The following is a 21,219-nucleotide window of genomic DNA, read 5'->3' on the forward strand; positions in this document are numbered from 1 at the left end:
CACGCAAAGGGAGCGAATATGGCTGACTACAAAGCACCCCTGAAAGATCTCGAATTCGTGCTCTACGATATGCTTGACTACGAGCAGCACTACGCCTCGCTGCCTGGTTGTGAGGAAGCTAACCGGGAGCTTATAACTGCAATCGTGGAAGAGGCAGCAAAGTTCTGTGAAAACGTTCTAGCGCCGCTGAATGCTGTGGGCGATGAGCACGGATGTGATTGGCAAGACGGCGTTGTGACGACGCCTCCAGGGTTTAAGGAAGCCTATCAACAGTTCGTTGAAGGTGGTTGGCCATCCATAAACCACAGCGTTGACTATGGTGGCCAAGGGTTGCCAGAGTCGGTTGGCACGATTATTAGCGAAATGACCGGCGCGGCGAATTGGGCTTGGTCTATGTACCCGGGGCTCAGTCACGGTGCGATGAACACCCTCGCCCAACACGGCACGGTCGAACAAAAATCGGTTTACCTCACTAAATTGGTCGAGGGTTCGTGGACAGGCACAATGTGCCTCACAGAAGCCCACTGTGGCACCGACCTAGGCATGCTGAAAACCCGTGCAGAGCCGCAGGACGACGGCAGTTACCGCATTCAAGGGTCAAAAATTTTTATTTCAGCCGGTGACCATGATCTGGCTGAAAACATCGTTCATATTGTGCTGGCCCGCCTGCCGGATGCGCCGGAAGGAACCAAAGGCATCTCTCTCTTTATCGTTCCTAAATATTTGCCCGCAGAAGACGGTTCTGTGGGCGAACGCAATGCGGTGACGTGCGGTTCTATTGAGCACAAAATGGGGATTCACGGTAACGCCACCTGTGTGCTTAATTTTGATGACGCAACCGGGTATCTGATCGGGCCGCCGAATCGCGGTTTGCACTGTATGTTCACCTTTATGAACACCGCGCGCTTGGGTACGGCCTTGCAGGGCTTGGCGCACGCGGAAGTCGGTTATCAAAAATCACTAAGCTATGCCAAAGAGCGTTTGCAGATGCGTGCCTTGAGCGGGCCTAAGAATCCATCTGGGCCAGCCGACCCGATTATCGTTCATCCCGATGTGCGGCGCATGCTGTTAACGCAAAAGGCGTTTGCCGAGGGTGGGCGCATGCTCATCCATTACTGCTCACAGCTAGTGGACATCGAGCAACTCTCGGACGATGCCGGGCGCAAAACCGAAGCTGCCGATCTTCTCGCTTTTCTTACGCCTATTGCCAAAGCCTTTCTGACGGAGACCGGTTTTGAAGCCGCGAATCACGCATTGCAATGTTTCGGTGGGCACGGTTATATCCGCGAGTGGGGTGTAGAGCAGAATGTGCGCGATGCTCGCATTGCGATGTTGTACGAGGGCACCACAGGTATTCAGGCGCTGGATCTGCTGGGCCGCAAAGTGCTCATGAGCCAGGGCGAGCTACTTAAGAGGTTCACTAAAGTCGTTCACAAGTTCTGTAAAGCAAACGAGGACAATGAACAGCTGGCAGAGTTCGTACAGCCGTTGGCGAAACTCAACAATCAGTGGGGTGAAATCACCATGCACATTGGTTTGAGCGCCATGGAAAATCAGGAGGAAGTCGGCGCAGCTGCGGTGGATTATTTAATGTACTCCGGGTATGCCGTTTACGCTTATCTCTGGGCGCGCGCCGCCAAGACCGCGATGGAGCACGAGGCAGCAGAAGGTGCGTTTTATCGTGCGAAAGTTAAAACCGCGCGCTTCTATTTTAAGCGGTTGTTGCCAAGAACGGAGTCGCTGGTGGTAGCGATGAAATCGGGTGCTGGTAATTTACTGGATTTTGAAGATAGCGAATTCTAATCAATAATCCGGTTCAGAGCCCGTCAACGACGGGCTTTTTTGTATCTAGAGGTGATAATCGACGAACGTTCAATTTGCTTCAGTGCCGGCTTGCTGAGAGTAGGGGGCAGTGTGCAAAAACACGGTTGCACCCGCATGCGAATTGGCAAATACTCTTATATAAACGCCATCGGCGTATGCCTTTCGGTGCTTGTAAGTCGCTAAAATCATTAAAAAGGTGGTTGCTTTGATTCCTCGTTATAAAAACGTATTAGAAATACTGGATCACGCGTTCACCAGTTACGGTCCCAGCCCGGCCTATAGCTGTCTCGGGCAAACGATGACCTATGCTCAACTGGACGAATTAAGCCTGCGCGCCGCGCGTTATTTTCGCAATGTTCTGGGGTTGCAGGAAGGCGACCGCATTGCGATCCAATTACCTAATTTACTGCAATACCCTGTGGTGCTCTACGGTGCGTTTCGCGCGGGCCTGGTAGTGGTTAATATTAATCCGCTTTATACACCTCGCGAAATTAAGCACCAGTTGGTCGACAGTGGGTCGCGAGCGTTGGTTGTGCTATCCAATATCGCGCACAACGCCGCAGAAATTATTCGCGAAACGGCAGTCGAAGCTGTGATTGTGACCGACATTGGAGATTGTCATGGGTTCGTGAAGCGCACTCTGATGAATTTTGTGGTGAAGCACGTAAAGAAAATGGTACCTCCTTTTCACTTTCCCAGCGCTATTTCGTTTGACGATATTGTGGCTAGTCATGGCGAGGCTTTTCCAAAAGTTGTTCCAGATCCTGAAACCCTGTTAATACTGCAATACACAGGCGGGACCACCGGGCTTGCCAAGGGAGCCATGCTGAGCCATCGCAACATGGCGGAAAACGTATGGCAAATGGTGTCGTTTATCCCGGAAGCGTTCGACGAGAGTAAAGAAATTTACGTGTGTTGCCTGCCGCTCTACCATATATACGCACTCAACCTGCACGGTCTTTGCGCGTTCTCGACGGGCGGGCACAATGTACTAATCCCTAATCCACGGGATCTGGCGTCTATGGTAAAAGCATTGAAGCCGTACAAATTTACTGTTTTTGTGGGTATCAATACGCTGTATACCGCTCTGTGCAGATATGAACCTTTTAAATCTTTAGACTTTTCTGCGCTGGATGTATCTTCAGCCGGCGGTATGGCGTTGAATGAGGCCGCGGCTTCCTGTTGGGAAAAAATGACTGGTTGCGAAGTTTGCGAAGGATACGGTCTCACAGAAACATCACCTGTGGTTGCAGGGAACCGGCCTGGTCATATCCGTCAGGGATACGTGGGCTCGGCTTTACCTGAAACAGAGGTTAAATTGATAGACGAAAACGGCAACATCGTGGTCGATCAAGCGGGTGAATTATGCGTGCGCGGGCCTCAGGTCATGCAAGGTTATTGGCATCGGGAGGATGAAACATTAAATGTGCTGGACAAGGACGGCTGGCTAAAAACCGGTGACATAGCGGAGATTTCCGAAGACGGTTTTATCAAAATCGTCGATCGTAAAAAAGATATGATTCTGGTGTCCGGGTTTAATGTCTACCCGAATGAAATTGAAGACATGGTGACACAGTTGCCGGAAGTTCTCGAGGCGGCTGCCATTGGCGTGCCGAACGAAAAGTGCGGAGAGGTGGTAAAACTGTTTGTGGTTGCTGCCGACGAGACTCTCTCAAAGCAGCAGATTGTGGATTTTTGTCGGAAAAATCTCACTGCGTATAAGGTGCCGAAGGAAATAGAATTTCGCGAATCCTTGCCGAAGTCTAATGTTGGCAAGATTCTGCGCAAAGATTTACGCAGTACAGAACACAACAATTAAAAAAGGGGAAGTTTCGTGTTTGATCAAAATATTGCAGCGCTTATTTTTATTGCGCTTGTTGCCGTTATTATCTATCGGGCCTGGCATTCGGTGCCCCAGGGACAGCAGTGGACTGTTGAGCGCTGGGGCCGCTTTACGCGGGTGTTAAAACCTGGATTCAATTTGATTGTGCCCTTCGTCGATAAAATTGGTCGTCGCCAGATTGTCATGGAGCAGGTACTGGATGTGGAGCCACAGGAAGTTATTAGTGCAGACAACGCGATGGTAACAACCGATGCGGTGTGTTTCTTTCAGGTAATTGATCCAATCAAAGCGTCATACGAGGTTAACGATCTGCCAAGGGCGATGCAAAACCTGGTGATGACCAATATCCGTGCGGTACTTGGCTCAATGGAATTGGATGCAATGTTGTCCAATCGCGATGTTATCAACACCGCTTTGCTGACAAAAGTGGACGAGGCAACCAACCCCTGGGGTGTTAAAGTCACGCGTATTGAGATTCGCGATATTACACCGCCGCGAGATTTGGTTGATGCCATGGCGAACCAGATGAAAGCCGAGCGTGAGAAGCGCGCGCAAATACTGCGAGCCGAAGGTGAAAGAGAATCTGCGATTAAAGTCGCAGAGGGTCAGAAGAGAGCGCAGATTCTGGATGCCGAAGGTATGCGAGAGGCCGCATTTTTGGAGGCTGAAGCCCGCGAACGGGAAGCCGAAGCAGAGGCGAAAGCCACGGCTTTGGTGAGTGAGGCGATTGCAAACGGTAACCCACAGGCAATTAATTATTTTGTTGCCCAAAAGTACGTCGATGCTCTTGGTCAGCTAGCAGCTTCTCAAAACAGCAAAGTTGTATTGATGCCATTGGAGGCAAGCGACGTAATTGGCTCCATTGCCGGGATTAAAGAACTGGTCGAGTCCGCCAAATCTCCTGCAGTATAACCGGGTTTAATAGCGAATGAATTTGAGCATACTTTCTGGGCCCTGGTTCTGGGTCGCATTGGGGCTGGCGCTGCTGGCTCTGGAACTGCTGGGTGCTGGCGGCTTTTTGTTGGCTATTGGCGTGGCGTCGCTGATTGTTGCGATGATCACTTTTTTTGTGCCCATGGGCTGGGTCGTGGAATTTGCTGTATTTGGTGTACTTTCGGTGATCTGCACCTTCGTTTACTGGCGGTATTTAAAGCCCAACAGTACGGAATCGGAAGATCCACTGCTGAATAACCGTGTTGCCAGGCTCGTGGGCAGCCGTGCCGTTTTAATCGCGCCGGTAGTGGCTGGACAGGGGCGAGTACAAATTCACGACGCCTTATGGACAGTTGAATGTGATGAACCTTTACCACAGGGAGCGCTTGTGGAAATTACCGGGTATCACGGCTCAACACTGACAGCCCAGCCGGTTTCCTAACAATGAAATCTCCCGCTTTAGCCATGGAACTCCAACAAATCGGAATATTGTCCTCGCAGCCTGCCAGAGGCACGGTATGTCCACAAATGCATTGATCCTTTCCGGCGGTGGCGCGCGGGCGGCCTATCAGGTGGGGGTGCTGCAGGCGGTAGGCGAAATCATGCCTGCCATGCGCAACCCATTCCCCATTATCTGCGGTACCTCTGCCGGTGCCATCAACGCTGCGGCAATTGCCGCGCATCGCGGTGGGTTCCACCAGGCGGCAGAAGATCTTGCGCAAAGCTGGCTTTCGCTGGAAATAAACAATGTGTTTCGATCTGGATGGTGGCCACTGACTGCAGGCGGGTTAAAAATTGTTGCTTCGCTGTTCAACGAAGGCATAAGTCGCGGGCGCCCCTTGGCGCTACTAGACAATCGGCCGCTGCGTGCCTTTTTGGAGTCGACAATCCCTTTTGACAACATTGGAAAGCGCGTTTCGGAAGGCGAGCTCAGAGCACTGTCGATTACCGCACTGGGTTACCAATCGGGCGAATCAGTCAGCTTTTTTCAGGGACAGCCCGAGCTGCGGGGATGGCGACGATTTCGCCGGGTGGGCACGCCGCAAACGATTACCGTTGATCATTTAATGGCGTCATCCGCTATTCCCACGGTTTTTCCGACCGTACCGCTGAGCCAGGAACATTTTGGCGATGGCGCTATGCGCCAGATGGCCCCGATCAGCTCGGCCTTGCATTTAGGTGCGAACAGGGTATTTATTGTAGGGGTGAGCAGTAACCGCAACCCGGCGCATTGGGGGCAGCGTAAAAAAGTGCGCTCGAAGCACTCGCCGTCGTTGGCCCAAATCGTGGGCCAAATGTTTAACAGCGCGTTTATTGATGCGCTCGAAGGTGATATCGAGCACTTGGTCAGAGTCAATCATCTGCTGGATTTGCTTGGGGACAAACGCTGTGAAAAAACAGACTACTTACGACCAGTTGAAACGCTGATTATTTCCCCCAGTAAAGAGCTTGATAAAATCGCAGGGCGAAAAATTCGCCGGTTGCCAAACAGCCTTCGGTTTTTTATGCGTGCAATAGGCGCAACCGCTCATGCGGGTGGTTCTGCGGCAGCAAGCTATCTGTTATTCTGCCATGAATATGTCCGTGAGCTCATGGAGCTTGGCTATCAAGATGCCATGTGGGAGCGTGCGGCTATTGAAGATTTTTTCAAAGCGGATCTTTAGCAACAGCTGAGATCTTATTTCCTTCCTTTGTGGTTTCTTATCTGTGCTTCACTCCTCCTCGCAAAAATTGCCGGTCGCTGTGTTACTGGCGGCGTCGATTATTTGGGGCCTTAGTTGGCTACCGCTAAAGTTTATTCACCAGCAGGGTATTGATGGGGTGCCGTTGGTGCTTGTCAGCCACAGTCTGATGGCGTTACTTGTGTTGATTGCCAAGCCCTCCTGGTCACAGCTGTACGCTTATCGTGGATGGCTTTTGGGTATCGGCATTGCAGGCGGGGTGGCAATAACCAGTTTTACCTACGCGTTGATGCACGGTGATGTTATTCGCGTGATGGTGCTGTTCTATCTCGTGCCTGTCTGGGGTGTGCTGGGCGGCTGGATCTTTCTGCGGGAGCACACGGGTGCTCTCCGTTGGTTGGGCGTACTCTTGGCCCTGGGGGGAGCTTATTTAATTCTCGGCGGCAGCGCTATTTTTACTCAGTCTCCATCGTGGATCGATATGATTGCATTGCTCGCCGGCATAGCGTTTGCTGCCAATAACCTGTTGTTCCGCGGTGTCGACAAAGTTGGGCTGGCGACTAAGTTGAGTGCCATGTTTGTTGGCTGTGCGCTGCTGGCACTAGTGCTATTAGTGCTGGGTGTTCAACAGTTTCCAACCGATGTAGGCTACCTGCCATGGGGCTGGGTCATCTTGTATAGCGTGACGTTTTTATTGGCAGCTAATATTGGTTCCCAATGGAGCGTCAGCCTTTTGGAAGCAGGTAAATCCTCGGTAATCATGATCATGGAATTGGTCGCGGCAGTGGTATCAGCGATGTTCGTGGCTGGAGAATCCCTGGCGCCTCTAGAGTGGGTGGGATGTGTACTTATTGTGAGTGCTGCGCTACTGGAAGCCTATCGACCGCCCGCCGCTTTGGCACCTATGTGATTATTTCACAGTGAGCCGGTGTTTTCCCCGCTGAGGTTCGTCACGAGGGTTATTACTATTTCCCCATCGTAAAGTGCTTTTGGGGAAGCGAAATGAATCTGGAAGGGCGTGTAGTTTTATTGAACCGGGAAATGGGCTTGGCGGTTGTTGATCTGGGAATGGATCGTGCGCTGGTCGTGCAGTTCGATGAAGACGCAATATTGTACCAAGGTGATCTACTTGGGCGTCTTGGCTATGGGTACCGAGCCATGCAATGTTTGAATCGCACCAAGCAACAGCCACTTAGCCTTCTGGTTTTAAGCGGCGCTATGCCGATGAATGTAGCTGTGATGGTTGCCTCGAGGAGCCACCAGTTTGCACCGAAGGTCGCCTGACACATTTTTGAAGTTACTATTTAAAATTAATAAAAAGCGCGCTGTTGAGCGCGCTTTTTTATTTCAGGAATGCTTAGCCTCATTTTCTGCTGCTTTAAGCACGATGTAGGTGTAGAGTTCCATAACCTTGCTGATCAATGGCTGGTACTCGGGGTGTCTGTCATAAATGGGTTTTACACCATTGGTGTCCTCTATGACGGCAGCCAGGAATTCCATATCAAAATCATTCAGTACTTCTCCGGCGTCGACTTTCTTCTGTAATTGCAAAGCGTGGGGAAGACGTTGTTTGTTGAGACGTTCCAAGAGGACTTCGATAAGTCCTGTATCTGATATTGCTGGATTGTTCATTGTTTTTCTCACCGCTACTGATACTGCATAAGTTCCGGTAAAGCCGCGACTCCTACAAGGCGCGTTGCCGGCAGGGTGCCCTGCAGATAATTTTCCCTAGTGGGTTAACGACGGAATGAAGGCTTCCTGTTGCGGGTTCGCCTATCGTTAAATCCAATTTACCTGAATATCGGATTACATATTTCCGATTTGCATATCCATATCTACTGCAAAAAACCCTTTGGAATTTCTAATGTAGACTTTCGCGAACATTTTAGCTTGATTTACGTCAGTAGACCGGGAAATGTAGTCCATAAAAAAAGCCCCGGGCTCTGCCGGGGCTTTGCATTTTAGCGAGGTTGCTGCGCTTACACACGAACCTCTTCGATTTCCATTGCCGCTATTCGCTTGCCGTCTTCTGCACCTTTAACAAATTCTGCCACCTGATCGAAATTCATGTAGCGGTAAATATCCGCAGACATGGAATCGATTTTACTGGCGTACTCCAGGTACTCCGCCACGGTTGGCAAGCGACCGAGAATACCGCCAACGGCAGCGAGCTCCGCCGATGTGAGGTACACATTGGCACCCGCGCCGAGGCGGTTCGGGAAGTTGCGGGTCGACGTTGACAACACGGTCGCTCCGTCAGCGACTCGCGCCTGGTTACCCATACACAGAGAACACCCGGGCATTTCAGTACGTGCACCTTTGGAGCCGAAGATATTGTAATAACCTTCTTCCATCAGAGTGTGTTCGTCCATTTTGGTGGGCGGCGATATCCAGAAGCGGGTTTTCAGTGCGCCTTTGGTTTGTTCGAACAGTTTTCCTGCCGCGCGGAAGTGGCCGATGTTGGTCATGCACGAGCCGATAAAGACTTCGTCTACCTGATCGCCAGCAACCGTAGACAGAAGTCGTGCATCGTCTGGATCATTCGGAGCACACACAACCGGCTCTTTTACCTCAGCGAGGTCGATTTCGATAACGGCGGCGTATTCGGCATCGGCGTCAGCTTCCATCAAAGAAGGCTTGGCCAGCCACTCTTCCATCTTCGCTGCACGGCGCTCCAGGGTGCGCTTATCGCCGTAGCCTTCGCTTACCATCCAACGCAGCAAAACGATGTTGGAGCGCAGGTACTCAGCGATGGAGTCTTCTGGGAGCTTGATGGTACAGCCAGCGGCGGAACGCTCGGCGGAGGCATCAGAAAGTTCAAATGCCTGCTCGACAGTCAGGTTGTTCAGGCCTTCAATTTCGAGAATACGGCCAGAGAAGATGTTCTTCTTGCCTTTCTTCTCAACCGTTAACAGACCCTGCTGAATAGCGTAATAAGGTATGGCGTGAACCAGATCGCGCAAGGTAATGCCCGGCTGCAGTTCGCCTTTAAAGCGCACCAGTACGGATTCCGGCATATCGAGCGGCATAACCCCGGTAGCCGCAGCAAACGCTACCAGGCCCGAACCAGCAGGGAATGAGATGCCCATTGGGAAGCGGGTGTGGGAATCGCCACCGGTGCCCACGGTATCTGGCAGCAACATACGGTTCAGCCAGCTGTGGATGATGCCGTCACCAGGGCGCAGAGATACACCGCCGCGGTTCATGATGAAGTCTGGCAGAGTGTGCTGCGTGTCGATGTCCACAGGCTTGGGGTAAGCTGCCGTGTGACAGAACGACTGCATGGTCAAGTCAGCAGAAAAGCCCAGGCACGCCAGGTCTTTCAGCTCGTCGCGGGTCATTGGCCCGGTGGTGTCCTGGGAGCCTACGGTGGTCATGCGTGGTTCGCAGTAGGTGCCAGGGCGCACGCCTTGACCTTCCGCCAAACCGCATGCACGGCCGACCATTTTTTGCGCGAGGGTAAAGCCTTTGCCGCTGTCTTGCGGAGCCACTGGCTGGCGGAACAAATCGGAAACCGGCAAACCGAGTGACTCGCGTGCTTTGGTTGTGAGACCGCGACCAATAATCAGGTTAATACGGCCACCGGCCTGCACTTCGTCGAGCAGGACGTCTGACTTGAGCGCGAACTCGGAGATTACATCGCCGCTTTCGTTCAGGATTTGACCGTCGTAAGGGCGAATTTCGATGATGTCGCCCATATTCAATTCGTCGACAGGCGCTTCGAACACCAGTGCGCCAGCGTCTTCCATCGTGTTGTAGAAAATGGGGGCGACTTTGCCGCCGATACAGATTCCGCCAGCACGTTTGTTTGGTACACCAGTGACATCGTCACCGAAGTACCAGAGTACAGAGTTGGTTGCGGACTTGCGGGAAGAACCTGTGCCGACGACGTCACCGACAAATGCCACGGGTACGCCTTTGGCTTTCACTTCTTCAATTTGTGCCAGTGGGCCTTTTACACCAGGTTCTTCGGGAGTTAAACCTTCACGCTCCATTTTGTACATGGCCAGTGCGTGCAGGGGAATGTCCGGGCGGGACCAGGCGTCTTGCGCAGGGGAAAGGTCGTCGGTATTAGTTTCGCCGGTCACTTTAAAGACGGCGACTTTAATGGATTCGGGCACCGCTTTGCGGTTGGTGAACCACTCGCCCTCAGCCCAGCTCTGGATAACGGCTTTCGCGTAGTCGTTACCGGCTTTGGCTTTTTCTTCTACGTCGTGGAAGGCGTCGAACATGAGGAGGGTGTGCTTTAACTTTTCAGCGGCAAGGGCGGCGAGTTCGCTGTCGTCCAGCAGGCCTACCAGTGTCTCGATGTTGTAGCCGCCGTGCATGTCACCCAGCAGATTCACCGCATCACTTTTCGATACCAGGCCGCAGGCGTCTTCACCTTTGGCGATTGCGGAGAGGAAGCCGGCTTTGACGTAGGCTGCTTCGTCTACACCGGGTGGGACGCGTGAGCTAAGCAGTTCCAGCAGGAAATCCTCTTCGCCGGCAGGTGGGCTTTTGAGCAGTTGAACCAGCTCGGAAACCTGCTCTGCAGTGAGAGGCTTGGGGGGAATTCCAAGCGCATCACGTTCAGCAACGTGTAAACGGTAAGCTTCAAGCACAATAATCATCCTCTTATAGAAATGGGTTACTCGGCCGTGCAGAATATCTGCGCTGCGAGGCATTCGACGTTCTATCGAAGCATACGCTGACATATCCGGGTTGCGGATTCTAACGCAATTCGGGTGCCATTAGGTAGGTAGTGACATTATAGGAATATTCACTATCAAGAGCGCTAATAGCCGTTATCAGAGGTGTCATGCTGCGTGATATGGGCGCTGAAATCGTCCCCTACTAGTAAAGCTACGTACATCTGGTCTATATTGCCGCGGCCATGTCCGCACGCTTTAGGAGATAAGAGAATAATGAAAACCCTCGCTTACATGGGGTTATGTGGAGGCTTGTTGCTTTCCAGTACCCAAATTCAAGCCGCTGAGCCGCATACCCGTAGTCACTATAAAGTTCCTTATGCCAAATCCGCGCCGGTTATTGATGGTGTGGCAGATGAGGCTATCTGGGATAAAGCACCCTGGCGACAAATTGATCAGGTCTTGATCGGTGATGGTTTAAAATCCGACGATTTTAGCGGTCGCTTCAAGCTTGTGTGGACCAAGTCACACCTTTATTTACTTGCTGAGATCGTTGATGACGTGATGGCAGACCACTATGCCGACCCGCTGGAACACTACTGGGACGATGAAGCGCTCGAGTTGTTTGTGGACGAAGACAACTCCGGCGGTGACCATCAATACAATCACTCCGCTTTTGCGTATCACATCGCGCTGGATGGCAACGTGGTCGATAGTGGCCCGGACCGCAAAGCGCACCTTTATAACGACCATGTTCAGTCGCGCTGGCAGCGCACCCCGGAATACACCGTGTGGGAAGCGGCTATTGCAATCTATGACGAATCATTCGTGGATGAAGATCGGTCGGCAAAGCCGGTTAAATTGAAACTCGGTAAAAAAATGGGTTTTATGGTCGCCTATTGCGATAACGATGGCGGCCTCAACCGCGAGCACTTTATTGGTAGTGAAGAGATCGTACCTGTGAATGGCGACAAGAACCGGGGTTGGATCGACGCTAGCGTATTCGGCGAAATTGAGCTGGTGAAATAGCGGTTATTCGAGTGGTTAGGCCAAAGATAAAGACGCCGTGTATTGGCGTGTGTTCGACCGGCATTGGCGATAGCGTCTGCCGCGGTTGTAAGCGTTTCAGCCATGAGATTATCGACTGGAACGGTTACACCAATCTTCAAAAGCAGGCCGTTACCGACCGACTGGAGTTTTTGTTGGTTCAGGTCGTGGATGATAAATTCAGTGTTCTGGATGAAACCCAACTGCGAGGTCAGTTGGTCGCCAAGCAGGTGAGATTCAACCCCGCGCAAAACCCTCTTTGCTGGGTGTTCGATTTGCTCAAAGCCGGCGCCAGTCAAATCGACGATTTCCGGCTCTTTGGTGTTGGTGTAAAATCCCGCTGGCGCGAACATTCGGCAAGCGATCTACGGGATTTAATCGATGCTGACTATTACGCGCTTTCGTGCGCACATCACCAGCGTTATTTTTTGTTGTAATTCTCGTCTTTTACTATGCCATTAACCGCTATCAACAACTTTCTGCTCTGCGAAACTCCCGATGCGTGGATACAATCCGCGTTGCAACACCCCGATATGTTGTTGCTCGATCACGCAAATTGCGAGAAAAAAGCGGCCAGCACAGCGCTCAATTTGATGTACCGCTATGTAGACGACTTCGAATTATTAAATAAAATGTCTCGCTTGGCTCGGGAAGAGTTGCGGCATTTTGAGCAGGTGATTGCGTTGATGGAAGCGAGGGGCATCGCCTACACCCAGGAAACTGCTTCGCGTTATGCGGCCGAACTGCGCAAACCGGTACGCACGCATGAACCGGGGCGCCTGATTGATACCTTGATTGTCGGTGCGATTATCGAAGCCCGCTCCTGCGAGCGCTTTGCTAAACTCGCGCCCTCGCTAGACATGGAACTGCAAAAATTTTACCTCTCGTTACTCAAATCTGAAGCCCGCCATTTTGAAGATTATCTCGCGCTTGCTCGTAAAGCCGCAGGAACTCAGTCCATCGACGATCGTATCGCGCTCTTTCTTGAGCGGGAAAAAGGCCTCGTTGAAAGCCAGGACGAAGAATTTCGTTTCCACTCAGGTGTTTTGACGCCTTAACAACTCTTTTGGGTCGCTAACTGGCCGCCCCACTAATTCACAACTAGACTTCGTAGTGCGTAATTCTGACGCGTTTTCGTGCACTTGCTACAGCGAAAAGTAGGTAGCTGGCAATTGCAGTACCGGGGCTAACGTATGACAACGGCAAAACAACCTCATTGCAATACGTGTGCAGAAGCGCTGACGCGTCGCAGCTTTGTAAAATCCACCATAGGTGCTGCTGTCGCCGGCTCAGCCATTACCGCGCCCTATGTTCACACCCGCAAAGACGTAACCATCCGAGTCCTCGGTACCCACGTCACCTTGCAAGAGGATATTCGGCAGCGTGCAATGGGCGATCTGGGTTTCAATATCGAGTTCGAGCCAAAGGGCAGTGCCGCGGTACTTCAGAAAGCATCCTTATCTCCTGAAAGTTTCGACTTGTACGAGCAATGGTCTAACAGCATCCATGTGCTCTGGCAGTCGGGATCGATTCAGCCAATAGAGAAGAGCCGCATCGTGCGCTGGGCGGAGATCAATTCCCTAACAAAAACTGGAAAACTCACGCCCGAGGCGCAATTTGGTGCGGGAGACGCGCCTTACAAAATATTGAATGTGCAGAGTGATGGTACTTTGTCAGCGGCGCCGTCGCAGCACATCAGCTTTCTTCCCTACGTACATAATGTCGATTCATTTGGCTACAACACGCGCTCTATCGCTGCCGGCAAACCCTATGAGACAGAGAGCTGGAGTTGGCTGCTTAACCCGGATTATCAAGGCAAGGTAGGGGTGGTAAATGCTCCGACGATTGGCCTGTTCGATCTGGCCCTCGCCGCACAGTCATTGGGGTTGGCAACTTTCAAAGATATTGGATCAATGACCCGCGCCGAGATCGATCTCTTGTTTGAAGCCTTGTCGGAATACAAAAAGCGCGGTCACTTTAATGGTTTTTGGACGTCTGTCCCAGAATCTGTTGAGTTTATGAAGCAAGGGCGGGTCGTTATTCAGAGCATGTTTTCGCCCGGTGTTACCGCCCTGAATGGGATGAATATTCCGGTGATATTCGCGGCTCCGAAGGAAGGCTACCGGGGTTGGCACGGGGTAATGTGTTTGTCCTCTGCGACCCAGGGCTACGCGAAAGATGCGGCTTATGAGTATATGAACTGGTGGCTGTCTGGCTGGCCCGGTGCGTTTATCGCCCGCCAGGGCTATTACATATCCAACCCGGAACACTCTCGCGAGCTGCTGTCTGATGATGAATGGCGGTATTGGTATCTGGGTGAGGAAACCCGAATTCCTCTGCGCGGAACCGACGGAAATATTTCAGTGAAAGCCGGAGAGCGGCGTACCGGCGGCTCGTACGAAAAGCGACTAAGCAATATCGCCGTGTGGAATACAGTAATGCCAACCTACGACTACAGCCTGCAGAAATGGTATGAATTTATCAGCCTGTAATCGCCAGTGGGGACGCATGTGAAATTACGTTACTACTCGATAAAATTACAAATTGTTGTCGCCTTCTCGCTTTTGGCCCTGCCCATTATCGCGCTCACGTATTTTTTCTCTCTGTCTTATAGTATTTTTGATGAGTCGTTGCAGAAACTCATGGAAATTGAAGACGTCACTCACACCGTGGGTGAAATCGAGAGAAATGTTATTGATTTACAGCGCAATGCACTAATTTTTAAAGAGACCGCCAGTGCGAGCTCAGAGGAAAAAGTTAACTTTTACTATAGCGAGATTGAAAAGAAAATCAGTAGTGTTAACACTCAGCATTCGTTGTCTGAGTTCGAGGATGAACTGGCTCTCATGGAATCTCATCTGGAGGATTACCACGAAAATTTTACAACGGTCGTTTCGTTACGGCGCGAACGGTCGGTTCTGATCAATGAGCACCTCAGTTTTGCCACCCGACTCAACGAGATATTCTCAGAGAATACTGCCGGTGCTGATGTTTATAATGCGCTCTTAATTGCGCATGCGGCTTCTGTTTCCTATCTCTCCGCTTACGATTTAAAGTATTTTGATAGGTTTAAACAGCAGTTAAATATTGCTCGCTCGCGGCTTAAGTCGGCCTCGCTAGACTCGGAAACCCGAACGGTGTGGCAGCGCGAAATTGCTGAATACAGGAAGCGGTTTGTGAAAATTGTTGCGGTTACGCGGCATTATGTTTATCTCATTAATGTTGTTATTACCGGCTCCGCGAACGAAATCATCTACTACGCAAACTACTTACACGTCCGTTTGGTGGAAAAGGCGAACCTATCTCGTCATCAGGTAAATCTCCGTCTCGACCGGCAGAAAATGTGGATTGCTGTTGTGTCATTGTTTGCCGTTGTATTGGCAGCAGTATCAGCTCTCTTGTTTTACAAGCGTATTACGCAGCCGATTGATCGAATTACTCAGGTGTTTGAGAAACTGGCTGCAGACGAGCCGGTTAAGGATATTCCGGAAAGCCATCGCAAGGACGAGATTGGTATGTTGGCGTCGGCAGCGGATGTGTTCCGGGCAAAGAACGCGCAAACAAATCAGCTCTTGCTGGAATCAAAAAAAATGATCAGCGATCAAAAAGCGTTAAACGCTGAACTTGCGATCGCGAAAAGACACGCAGAAAAAGCACTCTCCATTAAGTCGGAGTTTCTGGCAAATATGTCGCATGAGCTTCGTACTCCCCTTAATTCTGTTATTGGTTATACCGTGCGTTTGTTAAAGCATGTAAATTCCGACCGAGCTATTCAGCTTAAAGCGTTAGAAGCTATCGAGCGTAATGGCCGCCATTTACTTGCAATGATCAACGATATTTTGGATCTGAGCAAAATTGAGGCGCAAAAGCTTGATCTTAGCATTCGTCCAGTTGACCTGAATGAATTGTGTGAGCAAGCCGTTACACAGGTGGGGCCTGCAGCAGAGGAGAAAAATCTCGAATTGGTATTTATACGCAGCCAAACAGCCACGGTGCACACGGATTTTACACGGCTGAGTCAAATATTGTTGAATCTGCTGTCCAATGCAATTAAGTATACTAATGAGGGCGGTATTAAGATCGAGTTGGAGCGGGATATCAGTGAAAAATACGTCAGCTTGCGGGTAATCGACACCGGCATTGGCATCGAGCCAGAAAACCAAAAAAGGCTGTTTTTGCGGTTCGAGCAGTTTGACGATAGTAGCCGGTTTCAAGTCGGTAAGGGCTCTGGACTGGGGCTAGCCATTGTTGCCAGTTTGAGTAAATTATTGGGGGTGCGCGTCTCTGTGGCTAGCGATGTGGGTAAGGGCAGTACATTTTCCTTGCGGGTGCCTGTTGTTTTTTCTGGAGAGTCGGGTACGAGCAAAAATTGATTTACGAAAAGCGCATGGCTTCAGGTGAGCTAGAGTAATAAGGGCCGCACTAGCCTTGAAAAACATAAAAGGCGCATCCGCGAAAACGAATGCACTTTTTATATATGGCTGCCGTGTCACTCACAAAATGCGCATCGAAATGGTGTCAACGGGACTTAGTCCACAACCCTGTCTTAAAAATCAAACTCTACGAGTTGCAATTCGCTTGCATTGGCGCGAATAAACCACCCCGTTGTATTCCAGTCGCCCAGGACAAAACGTTTTCCGTGGTGGCTATTGAGTTCAATCTCATGCACTGCTGGACGGTGAGTATGTCCGTGAAGTATTGTCGACACATCGAACTTGCGCATGGCTTGTGCAACCGCTTCCGGGTTCACGTCCATAATGTCCTCAGCTTTCATGGCATTCATCGAGCTGCTTTGCGAGCGCAACTGTGCTGCCATCGCACGACGTTGTTCCAGCGGCAGCGCAAGAACCTGTTGTTGCCAGGCGGCACTGCGGACTTGGTTTCTGAACGCCATGTACTCGGTGTCATCGATACACAGACTATCTCCATGCATTAATAGCACAGGTTTGCCAGCAACCAGAGTTTTGTGTTGTTCTGGCAAGAGCGTCACGCCGGCTGATTTTGCGAATTGCTCACCGATCAAAAAATCGCGATTGCCGTGCTGGAAGTATATCGCTACGCCTTGAGTGCTAAGGAGGTTTAACCTGGCTGCGATGTCCAGATAGAAGGAGGCGTCTTCATCGTCGCCAATCCAGGCGTCAAAAAAATCGCCGAGAATGTATAGCTCATCGGCGTCTTGCAAATAGGTGTCTATGAAACGATAAAAAGCGGCAACCAGATCAGGGCGATCCGGTTGCAAGTGGAGATCCGAAATAAAGTACTGAATGGCCATTAGGCCACGGTGACCGATTCAATCACAACCGGGTCAACAGGAACGTCCGAGTGACCGCCGCGATTACCGGTTTTCACGCCTTTAATTTTGTTCACCACATCCATGCCTGACGTGACTTTACCGAACACGCAGTAACCCCAGCCCTGCATATCCTTGCTGCGATAGTTCAGAAAGTCGTTGTCTTTCACATTGATAAAAAATTGCGCAGATGCACTGTGTGGGTCCATGGTGCGAGCCATCGCGATGGTGCCAGTGTCGTTTTTAAGCCCATTGTCTGCTTCGTTATCAATGGGATCACGGGTGGCCTTCTGGCTCATATCGTCGCTAAAGCCGCCGCCCTGAACCATGAAACCGTCGATCACACGGTGAAATATTGTTCCGTTGTAATGGCCATCTTCGGCATATTGCTTGAAGTTGGCTGCGGTTTTTGGCGCTTTTTCGAAATCCAGTTCCAGGGTGATGTCACCAAAAGTTGTGTGTAATGTAATCATTTCGTGTTCCTTCGGAGCCAAGTGAGCTCGTTTTAACAAAAATAGTGCCTGCGTCTGGCGCGGGAAGGCGGCTATAATACGCGTTTTGGCGGCCCAGAAAAACCGGGGTTCACCGCTTTACAGCATAAAATACCAGGGTTGAGATTTGTATTATGGCTGAAGAGAAGCCTCTAAATTTTCTTGAACAATTGATTAAAAAAGACTTGGAGACTGGTGTGCATACGGCAATTCGCACCCGGTTTCCGCCGGAACCCAATGGCTATTTGCATATTGGTCATGCAAAATCCATTTGTTTGAATTTTGGCCTCGCGCAAACTTTTGGCGGCGAGTGCAATCTTCGCTTTGACGATACCAATCCGGCGAAAGAAGACGTCGAATATGTTGAATCGATCATGGCTGATGTGCGCTGGCTCGGGTTCGACTGGAGCGGTGAGGTGCGCTATGCGTCCAGCTATTTTGACACGCTCTACGAGTGGGCTCAGTACCTGGTAAAAGAAGGCAAGGCTTACGTATGCGACCTCAATGCCGAAGAGGCTCGGGCTTATCGGGGCACCTTGACCGAACCGGGTAAAAACTCACCGTACCGCGAGCGCAGTGTTGAAGAGAGTCTCGACTTGCTGGAGCGAATGAAGCAGGGCGAGTTTGATGAAGGCACCAAAGTGCTGCGAGCAAAAATCGATATGGCGCACGGCAATATCAATATGCGCGACCCGATTCTGTACCGAATCCGCAAACAGGCTCATCATCAAACCGGTGATAAGTGGTGCATCTACCCCACCTACGATTTCGCGCATGGGCAGGAAGATGCCATTGAGGGTATCACCCATTCCATATGCACCCTGGAGTTCGCAGACCACCGGCCGCTTTACGAGTGGTTTATCGAGAACCTGCCGGTACCTGCCAAACCGAGGCAATTTGAATTTGGCCGCTTAAATTTGAGCTATACGGTGATGTCCAAGCGCAAGCTCAAGCAACTCGTGGATGAAAATCACGTGTCTGGCTGGGATGATCCGCGGATGCCAACTATTGCAGGCTATCGACGTCGCGGCTATACGCCTGCCTCTCTGCGTAAATTTTGCGACATGATCGGAGTGACCAAGTCCGATGGCGTTGTCGATGTTGCCATGCTGGAGCATGCAATTCGGGATGATCTCGATAAAAATGCACCACGCGCCATGTGTGTGTTGCGACCGTTGAAAGTCGTACTGACCAACTATCCGGCCGATAAAACCGAGTCCTTGACGGCACCGGGCCATCCTAACCGAGATGATTTGCCCGTCCGCACCTTGCCGTTTGGTCGCGAAATCTACATTGATCAGGAGGATTTCCGCGAGGAGGCGAATAAAAAGTACAAGCGTCTGGTACTTGGCAAGCGTGTGCGATTGCGTAATGCATACGTGATAGAGGCCGAAGAGGCTATTAAAGATGAGCAGGGCGGCGTTATTGAAATACGCGCACGTTTGCTCGAAGAGACTTTAGGTGAAGATCCTGCTGACGGCGTGAAGCCGAAAGGCGTTATTCAATGGGTTGCGGCCCACGATTGTGCAACGTTTACTGTCAATCTCTACGACCGTTTGTTCAATGAAGCAGCACCGGATGCCGGCGGCGAATTCCTCCAATGTCTGAATCCGGACAGTCTGGTTGTGCTCGAGAATTGTGTGGGTGAGAAAGGTCTGGCCGAGGCTGCGGTTGGCGCGGGTTATCAGTTTGAGCGCGAAGGGTACTTTTGTCGCGATACGAGTGGCGAAAAATTGATATTTAATCGCACGATAGGTTTGCGAGACAGTGGTTTTAAGTAAATCCACGCATCATTGAAGCGCGTGCAGTGCAATACCTGGCAGTAAAGCAACGTCAGTAATGAGAGCAACGAGAGTTAAGTAAGAGGGCATATGAGTTTACGGATCTATAACACCGCCACCCGCCAAAAGGAGGACTTCGTTCCTGTTGACCCAGCCGCTATCAAAATGTACGTGTGTGGGCCCACAGTTTATAACCTGGTGCACATTGGTAATGCGCGGCCGGTGGTGGTCTTCGATACGTTATTTCGGGTGCTGCAATACCTCTACGATAACGTGATTTACGCGCGCAATATTACTGATATTGACGACAAAATCATGAAAGCTGCCGCAGAGAATGGTGAGCCAATAAGCGCATTGGCTGCGCGATATGCGGCGGAATACGAACGCGACATGGCGCAACTCAATGCTCTGCAGCCAACCATTGTGCCCTATGCAACTGAGCATCTTGAGCAAATGATCGCAATGACGCAGGCGCTGGTGAATAAAGGCCACGCTTACGCGGCAGATGGCCATGTATTGTTCGATGTACAGTCGATGGGGGACTACGGTGAGTTGTCGAATCGCAGCCTGGAAGACATGCTGGATGGCGCTCGTGTAGAGGTCGCCCCCTATAAAAAATATGCTGGCGATTTTGTGTTGTGGAAGCCGAGTGCGGATGCAGAACCGGGATGGGAAAGCCCTTGGGGGCGAGGTCGACCTGGCTGGCACCTGGAGTGTTCCGCGATGATCGAGAAGCACCTGGGCAACACGATCGATATCCACGGTGGTGGACGCGACCTCATCTTTCCCCACCACGAGAACGAACGTGCGCAAAGCCAGTGCGCGCATGATGGCGAGCAGTATGTTAAGTACTGGATGCACAATGGTTACATTAATATCGACGGCGAAAAAATGTCCAAGTCGCTGGGCAATTTCCGTACAGTGCGTGAATTGCTGGAATCGTTTCCTGGCGAGGTAATCCGGTTTGCGCTGCTTTCCGCGCAATACCGTTCTGAACTGGATTTTTCGGCCGAGTTGCTGGAGCAATCCAAAGCCAGCCTCGATTCGCTATACGGGGCCTTACGCAAAACTGAGGAGGAAATCCTTCCAGCCGGGCCAGCGCTTGCAGCAAGCCCCGGTTTTGCCGCCTTGATGGATGACCTGAATACCCCGCTGGCAATAAGCGAATTGCACCAACTGGCGCGCACCGTCCATAAAGCTGAACCCGAGAGCGAAGAGGCCCAAAGCGCTAAGGGTATGATGCTCGCCCTTGCTAATTTGATGGGGTTGCTGCAGGAAGACCCTGAAACCTGGTTCCAAGGCGGCGCGGAACAAGATGTCAGTTGGATTGAAGCACTTATTGCTGAGCGCCAACAGGCGAAGTTGGATAAACAGTATGCGCGCGCGGATGAGATTCGTGAAGAGCTCAAAGCCAAAGGCATATTGTTAGAAGATTCGCGCGAGGGGACAACGTGGAAAAAAGCGTAATTGCTTTAGTCGTTACTGCGAGTCTCTGGCTGAGTAGTGGTTGCGCCGACGACGAGCCGGCAGCGCGTTGTCCCGAGAGCCGACAGAAGCAGTCTCAGGAATGGTGCGACCAGATGCTGGAAAAACCCAATGCAGAGTGGGTGGAGGAGGACTACCAGTCCTTCTCCTGTGATTGTATATAAAGCGCTCCACGGCGGTGGACTCGCTCTATCGCCAGTAATTTAGTGATG

Annotated in this window: 19 protein-coding genes; 15 read left to right on the top strand and 4 right to left on the bottom strand. The window is 51.2% G+C overall.

Annotation, left to right across the window (positions count from 1 at the left end):
- Nucleotides 1-18: 18 nt before the first annotated feature.
- From TERTU_RS08405 to TERTU_RS08435, 7 genes are all read left to right on the top strand, one after another.
- Nucleotides 19-1,803 carry an acyl-CoA dehydrogenase C-terminal domain-containing protein gene (locus tag TERTU_RS08405; RefSeq protein WP_015819506.1) on the top strand — a complete coding sequence of 595 codons (1,785 nt, stop codon included), beginning with the start codon at nucleotides 19-21 and terminating at the stop codon, nucleotides 1,801-1,803.
- A gap of 217 nt (nucleotides 1,804-2,020) precedes the next feature.
- Nucleotides 2,021-3,643 (top strand): AMP-binding protein, encoded by a 1,623-nt coding sequence (locus TERTU_RS08410; RefSeq protein WP_041590142.1) that lies wholly within the window; start codon nucleotides 2,021-2,023, stop codon nucleotides 3,641-3,643.
- Between the two features lie 15 nt (nucleotides 3,644-3,658).
- Nucleotides 3,659-4,579, top strand: a complete 921-nt coding sequence (locus TERTU_RS08415; RefSeq protein ID WP_015820594.1) for an SPFH domain-containing protein — start codon at nucleotides 3,659-3,661, stop codon at nucleotides 4,577-4,579.
- Nucleotides 4,580-4,595: 16 nt separating this feature from the next.
- Nucleotides 4,596-5,042, top strand: coding sequence for an NfeD family protein (locus tag TERTU_RS08420; RefSeq protein WP_015819749.1), 447 nt, complete (start codon nucleotides 4,596-4,598; stop codon nucleotides 5,040-5,042).
- A gap of 76 nt (nucleotides 5,043-5,118) precedes the next feature.
- Nucleotides 5,119-6,264, top strand: coding sequence for a patatin-like phospholipase family protein (locus TERTU_RS08425; protein ID WP_015819472.1), 1,146 nt, complete (start codon nucleotides 5,119-5,121; stop codon nucleotides 6,262-6,264).
- Nucleotides 6,265-6,307: 43 nt separating this feature from the next.
- Nucleotides 6,308-7,192, top strand: a complete 885-nt coding sequence (locus tag TERTU_RS08430) for a DMT family transporter (protein WP_015818901.1) — start codon at nucleotides 6,308-6,310, stop codon at nucleotides 7,190-7,192.
- A 92-nt stretch (nucleotides 7,193-7,284) separates the two neighbouring features.
- Entirely contained in the window at nucleotides 7,285-7,566 is a 282-nt protein-coding gene (locus TERTU_RS08435) for a hypothetical protein (protein WP_015817340.1), read from the top strand.
- A 63-nt stretch (nucleotides 7,567-7,629) separates the two neighbouring features.
- Here the strand turns inward: TERTU_RS08435 and TERTU_RS08440 are convergent, their stop codons facing one another.
- Both TERTU_RS08440 and acnB read right to left on the bottom strand, forming a co-directional pair.
- A complete protein-coding gene (locus TERTU_RS08440) occupies nucleotides 7,630-7,914 on the bottom strand; it encodes a hypothetical protein (RefSeq protein WP_012779306.1) in 285 nt (94 codons plus the stop codon).
- A 347-nt stretch (nucleotides 7,915-8,261) separates the two neighbouring features.
- Entirely contained in the window at nucleotides 8,262-10,886 is a 2,625-nt protein-coding gene (gene acnB / locus TERTU_RS08445) for a bifunctional aconitate hydratase 2/2-methylisocitrate dehydratase (protein WP_187148809.1), read from the bottom strand.
- Nucleotides 10,887-11,189: 303 nt separating this feature from the next.
- Between acnB and TERTU_RS08450 the strand changes: the two genes are divergently transcribed.
- The 5 genes from TERTU_RS08450 to TERTU_RS08470 all read left to right on the top strand — a co-directional run bounded on the left by TERTU_RS08450 (nucleotide 11,190) and on the right by TERTU_RS08470 (nucleotide 16,333).
- Nucleotides 11,190-11,942 carry a CBM9 family sugar-binding protein gene (locus TERTU_RS08450; RefSeq protein ID WP_015820098.1) on the top strand — a complete coding sequence of 251 codons (753 nt, stop codon included), beginning with the start codon at nucleotides 11,190-11,192 and terminating at the stop codon, nucleotides 11,940-11,942.
- An 11-nt stretch (nucleotides 11,943-11,953) separates the two neighbouring features.
- Complete coding sequence (locus tag TERTU_RS08455) at nucleotides 11,954-12,397, top strand: DUF1289 domain-containing protein (RefSeq protein WP_015819218.1); 444 nt, start codon at nucleotides 11,954-11,956, stop codon at nucleotides 12,395-12,397.
- A 15-nt stretch (nucleotides 12,398-12,412) separates the two neighbouring features.
- Nucleotides 12,413-13,018 (top strand): MiaE family protein, encoded by a 606-nt coding sequence (locus TERTU_RS08460; protein ID WP_015817590.1) that lies wholly within the window; start codon nucleotides 12,413-12,415, stop codon nucleotides 13,016-13,018.
- A gap of 135 nt (nucleotides 13,019-13,153) precedes the next feature.
- Nucleotides 13,154-14,452: an ABC transporter substrate-binding protein gene (locus TERTU_RS08465; protein ID WP_015820168.1), complete on the top strand. Its 1,299-nt coding sequence runs from the start codon at nucleotides 13,154-13,156 to the stop codon at nucleotides 14,450-14,452.
- Nucleotides 14,453-14,470: 18 nt separating this feature from the next.
- Nucleotides 14,471-16,333, top strand: coding sequence for a sensor histidine kinase (locus TERTU_RS08470; protein ID WP_015818779.1), 1,863 nt, complete (start codon nucleotides 14,471-14,473; stop codon nucleotides 16,331-16,333).
- A gap of 173 nt (nucleotides 16,334-16,506) precedes the next feature.
- Here TERTU_RS08470 and TERTU_RS08475 read toward each other — a convergent pair whose 3' ends face one another.
- Both TERTU_RS08475 and TERTU_RS08480 read right to left on the bottom strand, forming a co-directional pair.
- Nucleotides 16,507-17,232 carry a UDP-2,3-diacylglucosamine diphosphatase gene (locus TERTU_RS08475; protein ID WP_015817312.1) on the bottom strand — a complete coding sequence of 242 codons (726 nt, stop codon included), beginning with the start codon at nucleotides 17,230-17,232 and terminating at the stop codon, nucleotides 16,507-16,509.
- The gene (locus tag TERTU_RS08480; protein WP_015818016.1) at nucleotides 17,232-17,723 is read right to left on the bottom strand and encodes a peptidylprolyl isomerase; all 492 of its coding nucleotides are present in this window, start codon (nucleotides 17,721-17,723) and stop codon (nucleotides 17,232-17,234) included. Before TERTU_RS08480 ends, TERTU_RS08475 begins: the two co-directional genes overlap by 1 nt.
- 152 nt (nucleotides 17,724-17,875) lie before the next feature.
- Here TERTU_RS08480 and TERTU_RS08485 point away from each other — a divergent pair, with 152 nt between their 5' ends.
- The 3 genes from TERTU_RS08485 to TERTU_RS21740 all read left to right on the top strand — a co-directional run bounded on the left by TERTU_RS08485 (nucleotide 17,876) and on the right by TERTU_RS21740 (nucleotide 21,171).
- Complete coding sequence (locus tag TERTU_RS08485) at nucleotides 17,876-19,522, top strand: glutamine--tRNA ligase/YqeY domain fusion protein (RefSeq protein ID WP_015818515.1); 1,647 nt, start codon at nucleotides 17,876-17,878, stop codon at nucleotides 19,520-19,522.
- Between the two features lie 90 nt (nucleotides 19,523-19,612).
- Complete coding sequence (gene cysS, locus TERTU_RS08490) at nucleotides 19,613-20,989, top strand: cysteine--tRNA ligase (RefSeq protein ID WP_015819205.1); 1,377 nt, start codon at nucleotides 19,613-19,615, stop codon at nucleotides 20,987-20,989.
- A complete protein-coding gene (locus TERTU_RS21740) occupies nucleotides 20,974-21,171 on the top strand; it encodes a DUF3012 domain-containing protein (protein WP_143876281.1) in 198 nt (65 codons plus the stop codon). Before cysS ends, TERTU_RS21740 begins: the two co-directional genes overlap by 16 nt.
- Nucleotides 21,172-21,219 lie beyond the last annotated feature (48 nt).

The sequence above is a fragment of the Teredinibacter turnerae T7901 genome, assembly GCF_000023025.1.
GTDB lineage: Bacteria > Pseudomonadota > Gammaproteobacteria > Pseudomonadales > Cellvibrionaceae > Teredinibacter > Teredinibacter turnerae_B.